19 protein-coding genes and 3 pseudogenes are annotated in these 15,458 nt (G+C 72.0%); 12 read left to right on the forward strand and 10 right to left on the reverse strand.

Annotated elements, in window-relative coordinates:
* Positions 1–21 precede the first annotated feature (21 nt).
* Positions 22–363 carry a YnfA family protein gene (locus ACGFH9_RS11795; RefSeq protein WP_393217592.1) on the reverse strand — a complete coding sequence of 114 codons (342 nt, stop codon included), beginning with the start codon at positions 361–363 and terminating at the stop codon, positions 22–24.
* Positions 364–436: 73 nt separating this feature from the next.
* Positions 437–631 carry a CsbD family protein gene (locus ACGFH9_RS11800; protein WP_393217594.1) on the reverse strand — a complete coding sequence of 65 codons (195 nt, stop codon included), beginning with the start codon at positions 629–631 and terminating at the stop codon, positions 437–439.
* A 156-nt stretch (positions 632–787) separates the two neighbouring features.
* On the opposite strand from ACGFH9_RS11800, the gene ACGFH9_RS11805 reads away from it, so the two are divergent.
* The gene (locus ACGFH9_RS11805; RefSeq protein WP_355233650.1) at positions 788–1,399 is read left to right on the forward strand and encodes a histidine phosphatase family protein; all 612 of its coding nucleotides are present in this window, start codon (positions 788–790) and stop codon (positions 1,397–1,399) included.
* Here the strand turns inward: ACGFH9_RS11805 and ACGFH9_RS11810 are convergent.
* The 3 genes from ACGFH9_RS11810 to ACGFH9_RS11820 all read right to left on the reverse strand — a co-directional run bounded on the left by ACGFH9_RS11810 (position 1,329) and on the right by ACGFH9_RS11820 (position 4,177).
* Positions 1,329–1,835: an Lrp/AsnC family transcriptional regulator gene (locus ACGFH9_RS11810; RefSeq protein WP_393217595.1), complete on the reverse strand. Its 507-nt coding sequence runs from the start codon at positions 1,833–1,835 to the stop codon at positions 1,329–1,331. The two genes, ACGFH9_RS11805 and ACGFH9_RS11810, sit on opposite strands and share 71 nt — an antisense overlap.
* Positions 1,836–1,928: 93 nt before the next feature.
* Positions 1,929–3,071: an acyl-CoA dehydrogenase family protein gene (locus tag ACGFH9_RS11815; protein WP_393217597.1), complete on the reverse strand. Its 1,143-nt coding sequence runs from the start codon at positions 3,069–3,071 to the stop codon at positions 1,929–1,931.
* On the reverse strand, positions 3,068–4,177 hold the full coding sequence (locus tag ACGFH9_RS11820; RefSeq protein WP_393217599.1) for a M24 family metallopeptidase: 1,110 nt from the start codon (positions 4,175–4,177) through the stop codon (positions 3,068–3,070). The genes ACGFH9_RS11815 and ACGFH9_RS11820 overlap by 4 nt, the downstream gene beginning before the upstream one ends.
* Positions 4,178–4,379: 202 nt before the next feature.
* Between ACGFH9_RS11820 and ACGFH9_RS11825 the strand changes: the two genes are divergently transcribed.
* The gene (locus tag ACGFH9_RS11825) at positions 4,380–5,750 is read left to right on the forward strand and encodes a glycosyl hydrolase family 18 protein (RefSeq protein WP_393217601.1); all 1,371 of its coding nucleotides are present in this window, start codon (positions 4,380–4,382) and stop codon (positions 5,748–5,750) included.
* A gap of 40 nt (positions 5,751–5,790) precedes the next feature.
* Here the strand turns inward: ACGFH9_RS11825 and ACGFH9_RS11830 are convergent, their stop codons facing one another.
* Positions 5,791–6,678 (reverse strand): winged helix-turn-helix transcriptional regulator, encoded by an 888-nt coding sequence (locus tag ACGFH9_RS11830; protein WP_393217602.1) that lies wholly within the window; start codon positions 6,676–6,678, stop codon positions 5,791–5,793.
* Between the two features lie 115 nt (positions 6,679–6,793).
* On the opposite strand from ACGFH9_RS11830, the pseudogene ACGFH9_RS11835 reads away from it, so the two are divergent.
* The 6 genes and pseudogenes from ACGFH9_RS11835 to ACGFH9_RS11860 all read left to right on the forward strand — a co-directional run bounded on the left by ACGFH9_RS11835 (position 6,794) and on the right by ACGFH9_RS11860 (position 9,942).
* Positions 6,794–7,670, forward strand: a pseudogene (locus ACGFH9_RS11835) (MFS transporter).
* A gap of 136 nt (positions 7,671–7,806) precedes the next feature.
* Positions 7,807–8,034, forward strand: coding sequence for a hypothetical protein (locus ACGFH9_RS11840; protein ID WP_393217603.1), 228 nt, complete (start codon positions 7,807–7,809; stop codon positions 8,032–8,034).
* A gap of 59 nt (positions 8,035–8,093) precedes the next feature.
* On the forward strand, positions 8,094–9,020 hold the full coding sequence (locus ACGFH9_RS11845) for a 5'-3' exonuclease H3TH domain-containing protein (protein ID WP_393217604.1): 927 nt from the start codon (positions 8,094–8,096) through the stop codon (positions 9,018–9,020).
* Between the two features lie 113 nt (positions 9,021–9,133).
* On the forward strand, positions 9,134–9,271 hold the full coding sequence (locus tag ACGFH9_RS11850; RefSeq protein ID WP_393217606.1) for a hypothetical protein: 138 nt from the start codon (positions 9,134–9,136) through the stop codon (positions 9,269–9,271).
* Complete coding sequence (locus ACGFH9_RS11855) at positions 9,268–9,618, forward strand: ArsR/SmtB family transcription factor (protein ID WP_393217607.1); 351 nt, start codon at positions 9,268–9,270, stop codon at positions 9,616–9,618. The genes ACGFH9_RS11850 and ACGFH9_RS11855 overlap by 4 nt, the downstream gene beginning before the upstream one ends.
* Positions 9,619–9,705: 87 nt before the next feature.
* On the forward strand, positions 9,706–9,942 hold the full coding sequence (locus ACGFH9_RS11860) for a hypothetical protein (RefSeq protein WP_393217609.1): 237 nt from the start codon (positions 9,706–9,708) through the stop codon (positions 9,940–9,942).
* A 13-nt stretch (positions 9,943–9,955) separates the two neighbouring features.
* Here ACGFH9_RS11860 and ACGFH9_RS11865 read toward each other — a convergent pair whose 3' ends face one another.
* The 4 genes and pseudogenes from ACGFH9_RS11865 to ACGFH9_RS11880 form a co-directional block, all read right to left on the reverse strand.
* Entirely contained in the window at positions 9,956–10,258 is a 303-nt protein-coding gene (locus tag ACGFH9_RS11865) for a GNAT family N-acetyltransferase (RefSeq protein WP_393217610.1), read from the reverse strand.
* Between the two features lie 84 nt (positions 10,259–10,342).
* Positions 10,343–10,612, reverse strand: coding sequence for a GlsB/YeaQ/YmgE family stress response membrane protein (locus ACGFH9_RS11870; protein ID WP_393217612.1), 270 nt, complete (start codon positions 10,610–10,612; stop codon positions 10,343–10,345).
* A 180-nt stretch (positions 10,613–10,792) separates the two neighbouring features.
* Positions 10,793–11,053, reverse strand: a pseudogene (locus tag ACGFH9_RS11875) (hypothetical protein); the annotation flags it as partial.
* A 12-nt stretch (positions 11,054–11,065) separates the two neighbouring features.
* On the reverse strand, positions 11,066–11,383 hold the full coding sequence (locus ACGFH9_RS11880) for a beta-propeller fold lactonase family protein (RefSeq protein WP_393217614.1): 318 nt from the start codon (positions 11,381–11,383) through the stop codon (positions 11,066–11,068).
* Positions 11,384–11,395: 12 nt separating this feature from the next.
* On the opposite strand from ACGFH9_RS11880, the gene ACGFH9_RS11885 reads away from it, so the two are divergent.
* From ACGFH9_RS11885 to ACGFH9_RS11900, 4 genes and pseudogenes are all read left to right on the forward strand, one after another.
* A complete protein-coding gene (locus tag ACGFH9_RS11885) occupies positions 11,396–11,521 on the forward strand; it encodes a hypothetical protein (protein ID WP_393217615.1) in 126 nt (41 codons plus the stop codon).
* 63 nt (positions 11,522–11,584) lie between these two features.
* Entirely contained in the window at positions 11,585–11,968 is a 384-nt protein-coding gene (locus ACGFH9_RS11890; RefSeq protein WP_393217617.1) for an MmcQ/YjbR family DNA-binding protein, read from the forward strand.
* A 175-nt stretch (positions 11,969–12,143) separates the two neighbouring features.
* Positions 12,144–15,041, forward strand: coding sequence for a glycosyl hydrolase (locus tag ACGFH9_RS11895; protein WP_393217618.1), 2,898 nt, complete (start codon positions 12,144–12,146; stop codon positions 15,039–15,041).
* Between the two features lie 139 nt (positions 15,042–15,180).
* Positions 15,181–15,458, forward strand: a pseudogene (locus ACGFH9_RS11900) (hypothetical protein); the annotation flags it as partial.

The following is a 15,458-nucleotide window of genomic DNA, read 5'->3' on the forward strand; positions in this document are numbered from 1 at the left end:
ACGGCACAGGGAGCGGGGGGCTCAGGCGGAACCTCCGCGCGGGGCGTACATGATGACCGCCACGCCCAGCAGGCACAGCGTCGCGCCGGTTAGGTCCCAGCGGTCCGGGCGGAACCCGTCGACCACCATCGCCCAGCCCAGCGAACCGGCCACGAACACCCCGCCGTACGCGGCCAGGATGCGGCCGAAGTTCGCGTCCGGCTGGAACGTGGCCACGAAGCCGTAACAGCCCAACGCGACCACCCCGGCGGCGATCCACCACAGGCCGCGCTGCTCACGCCACCCCTGCCAGACCAGCCAGGCGCCCCCGATCTCGGCCAGGGCGGCCAGCGCGAACAACACCAGGGAACGAAGCACGGTCACCGGGCGACGATAGCCGCCGTACGCGACGGGTCCCCGGGTGCGTCGTCGCCCGGGGACCCGTGGACCGCTCAGGTCACTTGTTGAAAGCGTCCTTGATCTTGCTGCCGGCATCCTTCATGTTCTGACCGGCCTGCTTGGCGCGCGCGTCACCCTGCTGGCTCGCGCCCCCACCACGCATCGACTCGTTGTCGGTCATGTCGCCGATGCGCTCCCGCGCGGCGCCGGCCATCTGCTCGACCTTGTTCTTTGCCTTCTCGGTGAAGCTCATCGCGCCTCCTCGGTCTGGCGGTTGTCGCCCTTCGGTTGCCCGGTCTTCGGGTGCCGAAACCGGCGGTGCTGATTGGCACACCCTGTAAGGCATCCTAGGAAGATAGGTTGAGGGAGGGCGGCCCGGGCAGCGCCCGCACGATGGTTAACTGGCCGCATGGGAGAGCTCCTGCTGATCCGGCACGGCGAGACCACCTGGAGCGCCAGCCTGCGGCACACCTCGTACACCGATCTGGAGCTGACCCCCGACGGGGAGCGACAGGCCCGCACCCTCGCAGCGTTCCTCGCCGGCCGGCGGTTCGCCACCGTGCTGTCCAGCCCCCGCTCCCGTGCGCTGCGCACCGCGCAGCTGGCCGGGCTCACCGTCGACGCGGTCGACGAGGACCTCAGCGAGTGGAACTACGGCGAGTACGAGGGCCGCACCACCGTCGACATCCACGAGGACGACCCGCACTGGAACATCTGGACCGACGGCTGCCCCGGCGGGGAGTCACCCGCCCAGGTGGGCGAACGGCTCGACCGGGTGCTGGCCCGGGTCACCCCGATGCTCGACCGCGGCACCGTGGCACTGGTCGGCCACGCGCACAGCCTGCGGGTGCTCGGCGCCCGCTGGATCGGTCTTCCCCCGTCCGCCGGCGGACGGCTGCGCCTGGAGACCGCCACGGTCAGCGCGCTCGGTCACGAACACGGTCGGCAGGTCATCCTGCGGTGGAACCAGCCGGCTCCTCCGGCGCCCGGGACCGCGACCGACCAGGCACCCCGCCACTGACCTTCGGAGGGCGGTTCTCGTACGGCGTGGACAACACCACGGTCGTCCGCGTCGTCACGTTCGCCGACGTGCGGATCTCCTGAAGAACCCGCTCCAGGTCGGCCGGACTGGCCACCCGCACCAGCAGCAGGTAGAAGTCCTCCCCCGCCACCGAGTAGCACGAGTCGATCTCCGGTAGGTGCGCCAGCCGCTCCGGCGCGTCGTCCGGCTGCGACGGGTCGAACGGCCGGATCGCCACGAACGCGGTCAGCGGCAGGTCCAGCGCCTCGAACGACACCCGGGCCGCGTACCCCTTGAGCACCCCGCGCTGCTCCAGCCGGCGCACCCGCTGGTGCACAGCGGACACCGACAGCCCCACCTTCTCGGCCAGGTCGGTGTACGACAGACGGCCGTCAGCGGTCAGCGCGGCGACGATGGCGCGGTCGATCTCCTCCACGGCGAGCAACCTACCGGGAAATCGGCGCGACGGCGACGAGGAAGCGCGACGGCGGGTACGGCGACAGGCGCGCCGCACCCGCCCCGCGCCTGCTCAGCCCTTGGCGAGCGCCCGGGAGATCACCAGCCGCTGGATCTGGTTGGTGCCCTCCACGATCTGCAGCACCTTGGCCTCGCGCATGTACCGCTCGACCGGGTGGTCGGCCACGTAACCGGCACCGCCGAGCACCTGCACCGCGTCGGTGGTCACCCGCATGGCCATGTCGGTGGCGAACAGCTTCGCCTTCGCCGCCTCGATCGAGTACGCCCGCCCGGCGTCGCGCAGCCGCGCCGCCGCCAGCGTCAACGCGCGGGCGGCGGAGATCTGGGTGGCCGCGTCGGCGAGCAGAAAGCCGAGCCCCTGGAAGTCGATGATGGACCGGCCGAACTGCTGCCGCTCCCGGGCGTACCCGACCGCGTAGTCCAGCGCCCCCTGGGCCAGCCCGACCGCGCAGGCGGCGATGCCGAGCCGGCCCGAGTCCAGCGCGGACATCGCGATGGTGAAGCCCGCGCCCTCGCCACCGACCAGCCGGTCGGCCGGCACCCGCGCCTCGTCGAAGGCGATCTGCGCCACCGGTGAGGCGCGCAGCCCCATCGTCCGCTCGGCGGACTGCGGCGCGATGCCGGCGGTGCCCGCGTCGGCGACCAGGCAGGAAATGCCCTTCGGGCCGGCAACGCCGGTGCGGCAGAAGATGTCGTAGAAGTCGGCGCTGTGCGCGTGGGTGATCCACGCCTTCGTGCCGGAGACGACGTACGCGTCGCCGTCGCGGACCGCCCGGGTGCTCAGCGCCGCCGCGTCCGAGCCACCCTGCGGCTCGGAGAGGCAGTACGCGCCGAGCAGGTCGCCGCCGAGCATGTCCGGCAGCAGCTTGCGCTGCTCGTCGGTGCCGAACGCCGCCACCGGGTAGCAGCTCAGGGTGTGCACGCTGACGGCCTCGGCGACCGCGAGCCACCGGCTGGCCAGGATCTCCAGCACCTGCAGGTACACCTCGTACGGCTGCGCGGCGCCGCCGTACTCCTCGGCGTACGGCAGGCCGAGCAGGCCGGCCCGGCCGATCGTGCGCAGCACCTCGCGGGGGAACTCGGCGCGTTCCTCGAAGCCGGCGGCCTTGGGCGCGAGCTCACGGTCGGCAAGCTCGGTGGCGAGGTCCAGCAGGTCGTGGGCCTCGTCGGTGGGGAGGATCCGGTCGACAGTCATAGCGCGATGAGCTCCGTCGGGGTGGTGTTGAGCCGCTGCACGCCGTCCGTCGTGCAGACGACGATGTCCTCGATGCGGGCGCCGTGCCGGCCCGCCAGGTAGATGCCCGGCTCGATGGAGAACGCCATCCCGGCCTCCAGCGGTCGGCCGTTGCCGGCCACCAGGTAGGGCTCCTCGTGACCGTCCAGGCCGATGCCGTGCCCGGTGCGGTGCAGGAACGCGTCGCCGTAGCCGGCGGCGGCGATCGGCGTCCGGGCCGCCGCGTCGGCCGCCTCCGCGCTGATGCCGGGGCGTACCGCCGCCACCGCCGCGCTCTGGGCGGCGTGCAGCACCGCGTAGTACTCCACGAACTCGGCCGGCGCCGGTCCGCCCGCGACATAGGTGCGGGTGCAGTCCGAGCGGTAGCCCGACGGCATGGCGCCGCCGATGTCGACCACCACCGGCTCGCCGACGCCGATCGGCCGGTCCGAGGTGCCGTGGTGCGGGCTCGCCCCGTTCGGGCCGGCGGCCACGATGACGAAATCGACGCTGACGTGGCCGGCGGCCCGGATCGCGGTCGCGATGTCGGCGGCCACCTCGACCTCGGTGCGGCCGGGACGCAGCCACTCACCCATGCGCAGGTGCACCTCGTCGATCGCCGCGCCGGCCTCGGCGAGTGCCGCCACCTCGGCCGGGGACTTGCGGATTCGCAGCCCGCGCAGCACCTCGCCGGCGAGCCGCTGCGCGGCCTCGGGCAGGGCCGCGCGCAGGGCGAGGACCTGCTCGGCCCACATCCGGTCGGCGAGCCCGACGGCCGCCGCCGGGCCGTCGAGGGCGGCGACGACCAGGGGGTACGGGTCGACGCCGTCGGGATGGTCGACGATGCGCAGACCCGTGGTGGTCGCCGCCTCGGCGGCCGGACGCTCCAGCCGGGGCACGATCAGAGTCGGCGCGCCCTCGGCGGGCAGCACCAGGCAGGTGAGCCGCTCCCCCGCGTGGGCGTCGTAGCCGGTCAGGTAGCGCAGGTCGGAGCCGGGGGTGAGCAGCAGCGCGTCCAGGCCGGCATCGGCGGTGGCGCGCTGCGCGGCGATCAGCCGGTCCGGCGGGTACAGCTCGTCGGGTGCCACCCCGTCAGCTTAACGGTCGTTTGGGCATCTCCAGAAGCCATGTAGGTCGTGCGACGAAAATCCACCGGTGTTAATTGACGCCGACAGTTAACACTCTTTAAGATTTGGCTGCCTCGAGGCCCACCCGTTCCTGCTCCCCCCATGTCCCGCCCGCGAAACCCTGCGTGGGCGGTCGTAGTCCCCCGCCCACGGGAAGGCCCCCATGTCCTCACCACTGCGCCGCGTCCTCAGCGCCGGCCTGCTAGCCCTGGCCACCGCCGCCACCACCGCCGCCCTGGTCCCCACCGCCGCGCAGGCCGTGGTGCTGCCGAACGGCTTCAAGAGCGTCGGCTACATGCCCTCGTGGGCTGGGAACGTCAACACGATCCAGTACAACAAGCTCACCCACATCAACTACGCCTTCGTGCTGCCCAACAACGACGGCAGCCTGCGCGCCCTGGACAACCCGAGCAAGCTCTCCTCGCTGGTCTCGCAGGCGCACGCCAACAACGTCAAGGTCTCCATCGCCGTCGGCGGCTGGAACGACGGCAACGACTCGGCGTTCGAGGCCCTCGCGGCCAACTCCAGCAGCCGGACGGCGTTCGTCAACAACCTGGTCAACCTCGTCAACCAGTACAACCTCGACGGTGTCGACATGGACTGGGAGTACCCGGACCCGGGCACCTCGGCCAACAACTACACCCAGGTCATGACCCAGCTCGGCAGCGCCATGCACAGCCGGGGCAAGCTGCTCACCGCGGCCGTCGTCTCCGAGGGCTACTACCTCGACGGCGTGCCGACGGCCGTGTTCAGCCAGGTCGACTGGCTCAACATCATGGCGTACGACGGCGGCAGCCCGCACTCCAACTACGACTGGTCGATCAACAGCGTCATCGGGTGGAAGAACCGCGGACTGCCGGCCAGCAAGGCCGTCCTCGGTATTCCCTTCTACAGCCGCCCCGGCTACTACACGTACTCGGCGCTCGTCGCCCTGGACCCGGCCAACGCCAACCGGGACTGCACCACGGCCGGCGGCGCGCAGCAGTGCTACAACGGCATCCCGACCGTCAAGCGCAAGACGCAGTGGGCCCTGGCCAACGCCGGCGGCGTGATGAACTGGGAGCTGTCGCAGGATACCACCGGCTCCACCTCGCTGGTGAGCGCCATGTACGACACCATCATGGGCGGCACCACCCCGCCGCCGTCGGGTCGTACCGGCCGGATCACCGGCCTCGGCGGCAAGTGCGTCGACGTGGCGGGCGCGAGCGCCACCAACGGCGCCGCCGTCCAGATCTACGCCTGCAACGGCACCGCCGCGCAGACCTGGACCGTGGCCACCGACGGCACGCTGCGCTCCCTCGGCAAGTGCGCCGACGTCACCGACCACTCCACGACCAACGGGGCCAGAATCCAGCTCTGGACGTGCAACGGTGGCGGCGCCCAGGTGTGGCAGGCGCAGTCCAACGGCACGCTGCGCAACCCGCAGTCCAACAAGTGCCTCGACGTCACCGACAACACCTCGGCCGACGGCACCCGCCTGCAGATCTGGGAGTGCTCCGCCAACGCCAACCAGCGCTGGACCCTCCCGGCCTGACCCGACCCGTACGCCGCGATCCCCGGTCGACGCCCCCGCGTCAGCCGGGGATCGTCGCGTGGTCGCTGGCCAGAGCCAGCATCTCGTCGACCGATCCGGCGGGATCGGTGACGGGGAACTGCACCGCCCGCACCACCGACGTCGGGTCGACCAGCATCGTCAGTCTCTTGAACCGGTTCACCCCGCCGGCCCGGAAGGTGGGCAACAGCAGCCCCGCGGCGAGTCGACCATCCTGGTCGGACAGCAGCGGGAACGGCAGCCGGGCGTACGCGCTGAAGTCGGCGAGCTGGTCCGGCCGCTGGGTGCTGATGCCGTACACCCGTGCCCCCGCCTCCCGGAACCTCGCATACCGGTCGGCGTAGGTGGTCGACTCCAGGGTGCAGCCCCGCGCGCCGGGAATGTCGGACCACCCCGGCGGATAGGCGTTGACTCCCGGGGCGTACGCGCCCGGGAAGAGGTAGAGCACGCTCCACGCGTCCGGCGTGGCCAGGGCGACCGGCTCACCGTCCGGCCCGGGCAGGGCGACCTCGGGCAGCCGCCGCCCGACGAGGTGGTGCACCCGCCGCGTCTCGGCCGATGCGTCATCGGCGGTCGCGGTCAGCTCTCCGTCACCCATCAGATGCCTCGTTCCCCAGTCCTGCAGGGCGATCAGGACCGGCAGCAGGCCCTCACCCCTCGCGGTGAGCAGATAGTCGTGCCGGGGCGGGTGCGCCGAGTACGGGCGGCGTTCCAGCACGCCCTGCTCGACCAGGGCGGCGAGGCGTTCGGTCAGCGCCCGCCGACTGACGCCCAGTCCGCGCTGGAGCGCGTCGAAGCGGGTCGTGCCGCTGGCGACGTCGCGCACGATCAGGAACGTCCACCAGTCGCCCAGCACGCCGAGCGCCTGCGCGATGCCGCAGTCCACGTCGGCGAGATCTTCTCGTCGCACCCGCTTCCTCCATCCGTCCTGACCCGACTATAGTCCGTTCCAGAATGGAACGGACTGGCCCCGGGAACGCGCCGGAGCCGCGGACACGCCGGCACGACGAACGGGGGCCGACGACATGCACGTCGACGAACGGGCCGGGGTGTTCTGGCGCTGGTGGACCGCCGGCACGACCAGCATGGTCGGGTCGGCGGTCGGCGCGGTGGCTCTGCCGCTGACCGCGCTCACCGTCCTGGACGCCTCCGCGTTCCAGATGGGAATGATCGCCGCCGCCAGCTACGTTGCCTGGCTCGTGATCGGCCCGCCCGCCGGCGTCATCGTGCAGCGCCTGCCGCTGCGCGGCGCGCAGGTGGGCGCGGACCTGGCCCGCGCCGTCGCCGTCGCGTCGATCCCGCCCGCGCACTGGCCGCCGGTCGGTGAGCTGATCCGCGAAGGCTGGCGCTACGTCGCGTACCACCCGGTCATGGGCCCGAGCATGTGGGCCGCGACGGCCATGAACTTCGTCCGCGGCGCGCAGTTCGCGCTGCACCCGCTCTACCTGGTCCGCGACCGGCACGCGCCAGCCGGCCTGGTCGCTGTCCTGCTCGCCGTCGAGGGTGTCGGCGCGCTCGTCGGGGCGGCCCTCACCACCCGGATCACCACGCGGCTCGGCAGCGCCCGCGCGCTGGTCGCCGCCGGGTTCACCACTGTCGCCGGCGCGTTCCTGATCCCCTCAGGCAGCGGCTGGCTGGCGCCGGACGTACCGGCAGATCGCCAGCCCACCCGATCTGCTCTCCCGGGTGATGGCGACCGTGCGGTTCGTCTCCTGGGGCGCCATCCCGGTCGGCGGGCTGGTCGCCGGCGTGCTGGCCGGCCCGTTCGGTGCCCGCGCAACCCTGGTCGTCTTCGCCGCGACCCTGGTCTGCGCGCCCCTGGTGCTGCTGCTCTCGCCCATCCGGCACCTCCGCGACCTCGACCACGACCGGGACGAGAGCCGGTGTCCCGTCGAGGCCTGACCGCGGGCCGTCGGGTCCCCGGCGAGCACCCGGGTCGCGTCGCCGGCCCACTCGGTGGTTTCCCGGTGGCGTCGGGGCGGGGACCATAGCCTGGGATCGGGACGCCCGCACGGGTGGCCCGACCGGGAGGGCCGACGTGACATCGAACGACGCGAACCGGGCGGCGACCCGCCGTCGCCGCCAACTGTGGGCCGGGGTTCTCGCGCTCGTCGGCCTGGTCCTGCTGGTGATCGGGCTGACCGTGGCCGACGGCGTCGCCGCCTGGGTCGAGGTGGTCGTCGCGATCCTGCTGCTGGTGACCAGCTACGTCGTGCAGCACCTCGCCCGCCGCGACACCGTCTACCGGCACGACGAGCGGCGCTGACGCGGCCGGCCGGCCGGGCGTACCGCTGACCGTCGCAGGGCTGTGCCAGGCTGTCGGGCGTGGCACACCGATCCCCCATCCTGCTGATCGACGCACCCAGCCTCTACTTCCGGGCCTACTTCGGCATCCCGGAGTCCGCCGCGCGCACCGACGACGGCCAGCCCGTCAACGCGGTGCGCGGCTTCCTCGACATGCTCGCCACGCTCATCCGCGGCCGGGGCGCCGACCGGATGGTGTGCGCTCTGGACTACGACTGGCGGCCGGCGTGGCGGGTCGAGCTGCTGCCGTCGTACAAGGCGCACCGGGTTGCCCCGCAGGGCGGCGAGGTCGTCCCCGACACGCTCTCCCCGCAGGTGCCGATGATCCTGGAGGTCCTCGACGCGGTCGGCATCACCGCCGTCGGCGCCAACGGCTACGAGGCCGACGACGTGCTCGGCACGCTGTCGGTGACCCAGCCGGGTCCGGTCGAGGTGGTCTCCGGCGACCGGGACCTGTTCCAGCTCATCGACGACTCCCGGGACGTACGGCTGCTCTACGTCGGACGCGGCGTGGCCAAGCTCGACGACTGCGACGACGCGGCGGTCCGCGCCCGCTACGGGGTGCCCGCCGACCGGTACGCCGACTTCGCCGCCCTGCGCGGCGACCCCAGCGACGGGCTGCCCGGTGTGCCGGGCGTCGGCGAGAAGACCGCCGCGCGGCTCATCGAGCGGTACGGCAGCATCGACGGCATCCTGGCGGCGCTTGGCGACTCCGACTCGTCCTTCGCGCCGGGCCTGCGCACCAAGCTGGCCGCCGCCCGTGACTACCTGGCCGTCGCGCCGACGGTGGTCCGGGTCGCCCTGGACGTGGCGCTGCCGGAGCTGCCCACCGCGCTACCCACGGCCCCCGCCGACCCGGAGCGGCTGCTCGACCTGGCCGGCCGGTGGAACCTGGCTGGCTCGGCCCGCCGCCTCGTGGACGCCCTGGCCGCCCGCGCCGACGCCTGAGGCGGGCGCGGCCCGGCGAGCTGGTGTGGTGCTTCACCGAGCCCGACCGCACGGGACAGTCGCTGCTGGTCACCTTCGACCTCGTTCCGATCGCGACGGGGACCCGCGTCCGCATGACGGAGACCGGGTTCCGCGAGATGGGCTGGGGGGTGGCCCTGCTGGAGAAGCAGTACCAGGACCACGTCAGCGGATGGAACCACTACGTCCCGAACCTCGGCGCGTACGTCACCCGGCTGGTCGCCACGTCATGACCACTGCCGTCGACGACGCCCTGTGGTCGGCGATCGGCGACCCCATCCGGCGCAGCATGATCGACCTGCTGCTCGCCGGCGGGCCCGGGACCGCCACGTCGCTGAGCGAGCGACTACCCGTCACCCGCCAGGCCGTGTCGAAGCACCTGGCAGTCCTGGACCGGGTCGGCCTGATCACCTCCGCGCCGGCTGGCCGCGAGCGCCACTACCAGGTCGACGAGGCGCAGCTCGCGCGCGCGGTCGCCCAGCTGACCGCCGTCGGTGCCACCTGGGACGCGCGACTCCGCCGGATCAAGCGGATCGCCGAGACGATCGGACGTCACCGCACCGACAACCAGGGAGAGTGAGATGGTCGACATCCTGCACCGGGTCGGCGGCGTGGCCCCGCTCGACGACGTCTACCACGCGGTGGCCACCCCGCAGGGCCTCGCCGGGTGGTGGACGACCGACACGGTCGGCACGAGCGAGGTCGGCGGGAAGCTGGCGACTGGCGGTTTCACCAGCGGGGCGACTACACCGTCGTCCTGTTCAGCCACGCGGGCTGGCGCGAGCCGGTCGAGTTCATGCACCACTGCGGCACCAAGTGGGCGACGTTCCTGCTGAGTCTCAAGGAACTGGTGGAGACCGGGCGCGGCAGGCCGGCGCCGGACGACGTCCGGATCAGCGACTGACACTGAGCCGTCGCTACTTCACCTTCCGGGTGGACCGCACCACGATGTCCTCGTACTCCGGGTGCTTGACCAGCCACTCGGCGAGGAAGGGGCAGATCGGCACCACGGTGCGCCTCTTGGCCCGCGCGTCGTCCATGACCGCGCGGGCCAGGGTCGACCCGACACCCCGGCCCTCGTACGCCGGATCGACCTCGGTGTGGGTGTAGGCGATGATGGCGCCGGTCAGCTGGTAGGTCACGATCCCGGCGACCACGCCCGTCTCGTCGCGCGCCTCGAACCGCTCCCGCGTCGGCGCGTCTGTCACGGTGAACTGCACCGGATCATCCAAGCACAGCGCCCGTGGCGACCAGTCGTCGCCACGGGCGCGTGGGGGCCGGCGGGCCCCCGGGAGCGCGGGATGTCAGGAGGGCCGACGGCCCAACACGGCGGCGGTGCCGGCCACACCGATCGCGGCGAACACGACCTGCAGGAGCAGCTCGATCCAGTCGATGCCGGTGGTCTCGTCGACGCCGAGTCCACCGGCGACGAGCGTGCCGAGGATCGCGGCGAGCACGCCGATCGCGAGGGTGAGCACGATCGAGATGTTCTGCTTGCCGGGCACCACGAGCCGGCCGAGAGCGCCAATGACCAGGCCGATGATGATCGCGGTGAAGAAGCCCTGGATTTCCACGGGGGCCGTCCCTTCCGAAGGTGTTGTCGTCAGCGACGTTCTCGTGCCCCGAGCCGGGCACCGCCGAAACCACCGGTCGGCGTCCCGGCCTATCTGTCATGCAGTTGTCATGATCGGGCCACCGGCGGACAGACGCTGGTCCCGGTCACAGGCGACCGGGACCAGCGGCAGGACGGCCCGTCAGGAGGCGGCGATGCCCTCCATGCCGATACCGTCGGTGAACTTCGGCAGGCCCTCGACGGTGGTGACGAGGCGCAGGGAGTCGTCGTCGTTCACCTCGTAGCCCTGCACGTTGCCGGCGGCGGCGTTCTGGACGTACAGGAAGCCGTCGCTGGTGGTCATGTCGATCGACCCGCCGCCGGTGTCGGCGGCGACGGCGTGGACGAGTTGCAGCTTGCCGTCGTCGTCCACCCGGTAGGCGCTGATCGTCGAGCTGCCGGCGTTCGCGACGTACTAGTAGTCACCGACCCGCTGGATCCAGCAGGGCGTCTGCTGTCCGTTCCCCACGGACGGCCCGACCTGGTCGAGGGCGCCGTCGTCGTCGAGGTCGAAGCGGCTGACCTCGTTGCTGCCGGATTCGGTGACCAGCACCGAGTCCTCGGTGTCGAAGGTGAAGCCGAACGGCACGGAACCGGCGTCGCTGACGACCGGGTGGCGGGCGAGTTCGCCGTGGCGGCCGATCTCGTAGCTGAACATGACGTTCGCCGCCTTCGTCGACACCAGCACGAACTCACGCTCCGGGTCGATCGTGATCTGCGCGGGGGCGGTCATGAACGCGGGCGGGTGGAGGTGGTACCGCCGCCGGATCTCGACTCCGCTCGGGCGACGGTGATCGGCTACGTGCAGCGCGAGGGCGACCGGGCCATCGTCGGGGCCACGGGCGTCGACCTGGCAACGGCGGCCGGCTGACGCCTGTCGGTCCCGGTGCGTAGTCTCGGCGCATGCGGATGGCACGCGCGGTGCGGGGTCCCGGTGGCTGACGCCGACGACGTCCGCCGCCTGGCTCTGGCCCTGCCCCACACGGTCGAGATCGACAGCGAGGGCTTCGACTTCCGGGTGGCCGACAAGGGTTTCGTCTGGTCCTATCCGGAGCGCAGGCCGGGCAGGCCCCGCGTGATCCGCCGCGACATCGCGGTGCTGTTCGTCGGGGACGAGGCCGAGAAGCAGGCCCTGCTTCTCGGCGAACCCGACGTCTTCTTCACCACGCCCGGGTACGACGGCCTGCCGCTGGTGCTGCTGCGTCTGGCGGCGGTCGACGTCGACCGGCTCGCCGAGCTCGTGACCGACGCCTGGCGGATGCGCGCGCCGCAGGCGCTGCACGCCGACCTGGACGGCGTCGCCGTGACGGAGGGCTAGTCACCGCGATCAGTTCGCGACATCAGCACGCAACCGGACGGACACATTGACGGGGATCTGGACAGTCGATTACCGTGCCGCGTGAGAGAGCGCTCTCTCGATCGACCTTTTCCACAATTCAGACGCACGGCGCCGGGGCGGCACGATCCGCGCCCGGACCCGCGATGGAGGCACCATGAAACCTCCCGTCCCCCACCGCCGATGGGCGCTGGCAGCCGCCACCGTCCTGGCCCTGGTCGTCGGCGGCCTCACGATTCCCGTCACCCGCGCCGCCGAGGCCGCGCCCGTCGGCGCCGGCAGCTACACCACCACCCCGGTCGGCGGGCTTCCCACCGGCTGCGGCCAGATGTCCAGCAACCCCCGGCAGTTCGCCACCGCCAACGCGCCCGCCGGCGCGGTGCCCACCAACGACTGGTGGTCCTCGCTGCTGTGGAAGCGTACGGACTGCTCCTTCAGTGAGCCGCTGCACGCCCACCCGACCTCCTACGACACGTTCACCGACGGTCTCGGCTTCTCCGCCAACTCCACGCCGGCCATCAGCGGCACCGCGACCGGCGTCGGCGAGTACCACTACCCGTACGTGCAGGACATCCGCGTCGGCGTGGCCGGGCTCGCCGCCTCCCAGGTCAAGGTGGACGGCTGGACCGACTGGACGGTCAGCCCGTACTGGAGCGACGGCGCCCGCACCCTGCGCGCCACCATCGGCCACGGCCTGCCGTTCGCGTACTTCCAGGCCAGCGGCGGCGACGCGGTGATCGGCACGTCCGGCACCCCCGAGGTGTGGTCCACCAGCGGCGCCACCATCGGCTTCCGGGTCAACGGCCACGACTACGTGGCGTACGCCCCGAGCGGCGCGAGCTGGACCGTCAGCGGTGGCCGCATCTCCTCCACCGTGGCCGGTCGCGGCTACTTCTCGGTGGCACTGCTGCCGCCGACGGCGAGCGCCAGCGAGCGCGTCGACCTGGCCACGACCTACGGCCGGTACGCGCACGCCCACGTCACCGGCACCCGCGTCTCCTACGCCTACGACCCGTCGACCAACGGCCTGAGCACGACGTACGCCTTCACCACCACCGCCCGCGAGGGCAGCGCCACGCAGACCGTGGTCAGCCTCTACCCGCACCAGTGGAAGTCGCTGTCCGGCTCGACCCCGATCACGCCGACCTACCCGTCGGCGCGGGGCAGGATGAAGGTCCTCACCGGGATCAGTCAGTTCCGGACCGCCATGACGTTCCAGGGCGTCCTGCCGGAACTGCCGGCCGTCGGTGACGGCAGTGGCGCGGACCTGACCACGCTGACCGGTCAGCTGACCGCCGCCCGGGGCAACCCGATGGACCAGCGCGGCAACGACACGTACTGGACCGGCAAGGGGCTCGGCCGGGCCGCCCGGATCGCCGAGATCGCCGACCTGGTCAACGACACCACCACCCGCGACAGCGCGCTGAACGCGATCCGCAGCACCCTCACCGACTGGTTCACCGCCTCCAGCGGCAAGACCAGCAAGGTCTTCTACTACGACGCCAACTGGGGCACCCTGATCGGCTATCCGGCGTCGTACGGCTCCGACCAGGAACTCAACGACCACCACTTCCACTACGGCTACTACATCGCCGCCGCGGCGACGCTGGCCAAGTTCGACCCGTCGTGGGCCGCCAGCAGCCGCTACGGCGGCATGGTGGACCTGCTGATCCGCGACGCCAACAACTACCGCCGCGACGACACCCGTTTCCCGTACCTGCGCGACTTCGACATCTACGCCGGGCACGACTGGGCGTCCGGGCACGGGTCGTTCGGCTCCGGCAACAACCAGGAGTCGTCCTCCGAGGGGATGAACTTCGCCAACGCCCTGATCCAGTGGGGGCAGGTCACCGGCGACAGCGCCGTCCGCGACGCCGGCATCTTCCTCTACACCACGCAGGCCGCAGCCATCCAGGAGTACTGGTTCGACGTCAGCGACCAGAACTTCCCCGCCGCCTTCGGGCACTCCACGGTCGGCATGGTCTGGGGCGACGGTGGGGCGTACGCCACCTGGTTCAGCGGCGAGCCGGAAATGATCCAGGGCATCAACCTGCTGCCGGTCACCGGCGGGCACCTCTACCTGGGCGCCAACCCGGCGTACGTGCGCACCAACTACGCCGAGCTGGTCCGTAACAACGGTGGACCACCGACGGTGTGGCAGGACATCCTGTGGCAGTTCCAGGCCCTCGGCGACCCCGACGCGGCCCTGGCCAACCTGCGCGCCAACCCCGGCTACACCCCGGAGGAGGGCGAGAGCAGGGCGCACACCTTCCACTGGATCCGTAACCTCGCGGCGCTGGGCACCGTCGACACGTCGGTCAGCGCCAACCACCCGCTCAGCGCGGTCTTCTCCCGCAACGGCGCGCGCACCTACGTGGCGTCGAACCCGACCGCGAGCCCGATCACCGTCACGTTCTCCAACGGCACGCGGCTCACCGTGGGGGCCGGGCGGACGGCCACCACCGGGGCGTACACCTGGAGCGGCGGCAACGCCTCCGGCGGCGTACCGCCGACGAGCACGCCGACCACCGCACCGCCCACGACGGCACCGCCGACCACGGCACCGCCGACCACGCCGCCGCCCAGCTCGGGCTCGCCGACCCGGTACCTGCTCGCCGGTGGAGGGTTGGGCAACGCCGGCAGCGCGACCACGACCACGGTCGCGGCCGCCAACGGAAACCACGACGGTACGCCGACGAACGCCCAGGTCTTCACCGCGAGCGGCCTGAACCTCACGTACTCCGGGGCGCAGACCGCGTTCGACCTGTTCCTGGACGCCGGCACGGCGGTCGGCAACGGCACGCAGGTACGGGTCTCCTACGACCTGACCGGCAACGGCAGTTGGGACCGGACGGAGACCTGGCGCTACTTCGCCACCGACCCGGTCGCCGGCTACGAGCACTACACCCAGAGCGCCGGCCTGGCCTCGGCCACCGGCACGTTGGGCACGTTGAGCAACGGCACGGTCCGGGTGGAGGTCTGGTCGGCCATCGGCAACAACCCCACCACCCTGGGCATCGGCAACCAGTCGGTGCTGCGCCTCCCGTACTCCTGATCCACCCGGACGCGCTCGCCGCCGGTCGCACCTCGACCGGCGGCGGGCGCTCGCCCGAACTGGCGGCCGGTTGCGAGGCTGGCGACATGGCATCCGCGCAGGACTCGCAAGCCGCCCCGACGGAGGCCGGGCCCCCGCGGTGGCGCTCGACGAGCGGGCCCCACTGGCCGAGGCACTGCCCCGGATCCTGCTCTACCTGGCGGTCGCCGGGGTGGCGCTGGCCGTGACGACGCCGGCGTCGTGGGCCGGACCGCTCACCCTGGTGTCGGTGGTGGCGATCGCCTGCGCCGCGCTGGTCGCCCGGGACCGGGCGACCGCACTGAGAGCGCGTTTGTTTTGTGGGTGGGTCGGGCGTGTCGCACAGTGGGTCCGATCGATGAGCCTGGCTCATTCGATGGACAGGCATGGATCGAGTGC

It is taken from the genome of Micromonospora sp. NPDC049102 (genome assembly GCF_043197485.1).
Lineage (GTDB): Bacteria > Actinomycetota > Actinomycetes > Mycobacteriales > Micromonosporaceae > Micromonospora.

Coding starts and splice junctions, on each gene's coding strand:
- ACGFH9_RS11800 (WP_393217594.1), bottom strand. CDS start 631: ATGAGCTTCACCGAGAAGGCAAAGAACAAGGTCGAGCAGATGGCCGGC.
- ACGFH9_RS11805 (WP_355233650.1), top strand. CDS start 788: ATGGGAGAGCTCCTGCTGATCCGGCACGGCGAGACCACCTGGAGCGCC.
- ACGFH9_RS11815 (WP_393217597.1), bottom strand. CDS start 3,071: ATGACTGTCGACCGGATCCTCCCCACCGACGAGGCCCACGACCTGCTG.
- ACGFH9_RS11825 (WP_393217601.1), top strand. CDS start 4,380: ATGTCCTCACCACTGCGCCGCGTCCTCAGCGCCGGCCTGCTAGCCCTG.
- ACGFH9_RS11850 (WP_393217606.1), top strand. CDS start 9,134: ATGACGGAGACCGGGTTCCGCGAGATGGGCTGGGGGGTGGCCCTGCTG.
- ACGFH9_RS11855 (WP_393217607.1), top strand. CDS start 9,268: ATGACCACTGCCGTCGACGACGCCCTGTGGTCGGCGATCGGCGACCCC.
- ACGFH9_RS11880 (WP_393217614.1), bottom strand. CDS start 11,383: ATGACCGCCCCCGCGCAGATCACGATCGACCCGGAGCGTGAGTTCGTG.
- ACGFH9_RS11895 (WP_393217618.1), top strand. CDS start 12,144: ATGAAACCTCCCGTCCCCCACCGCCGATGGGCGCTGGCAGCCGCCACC.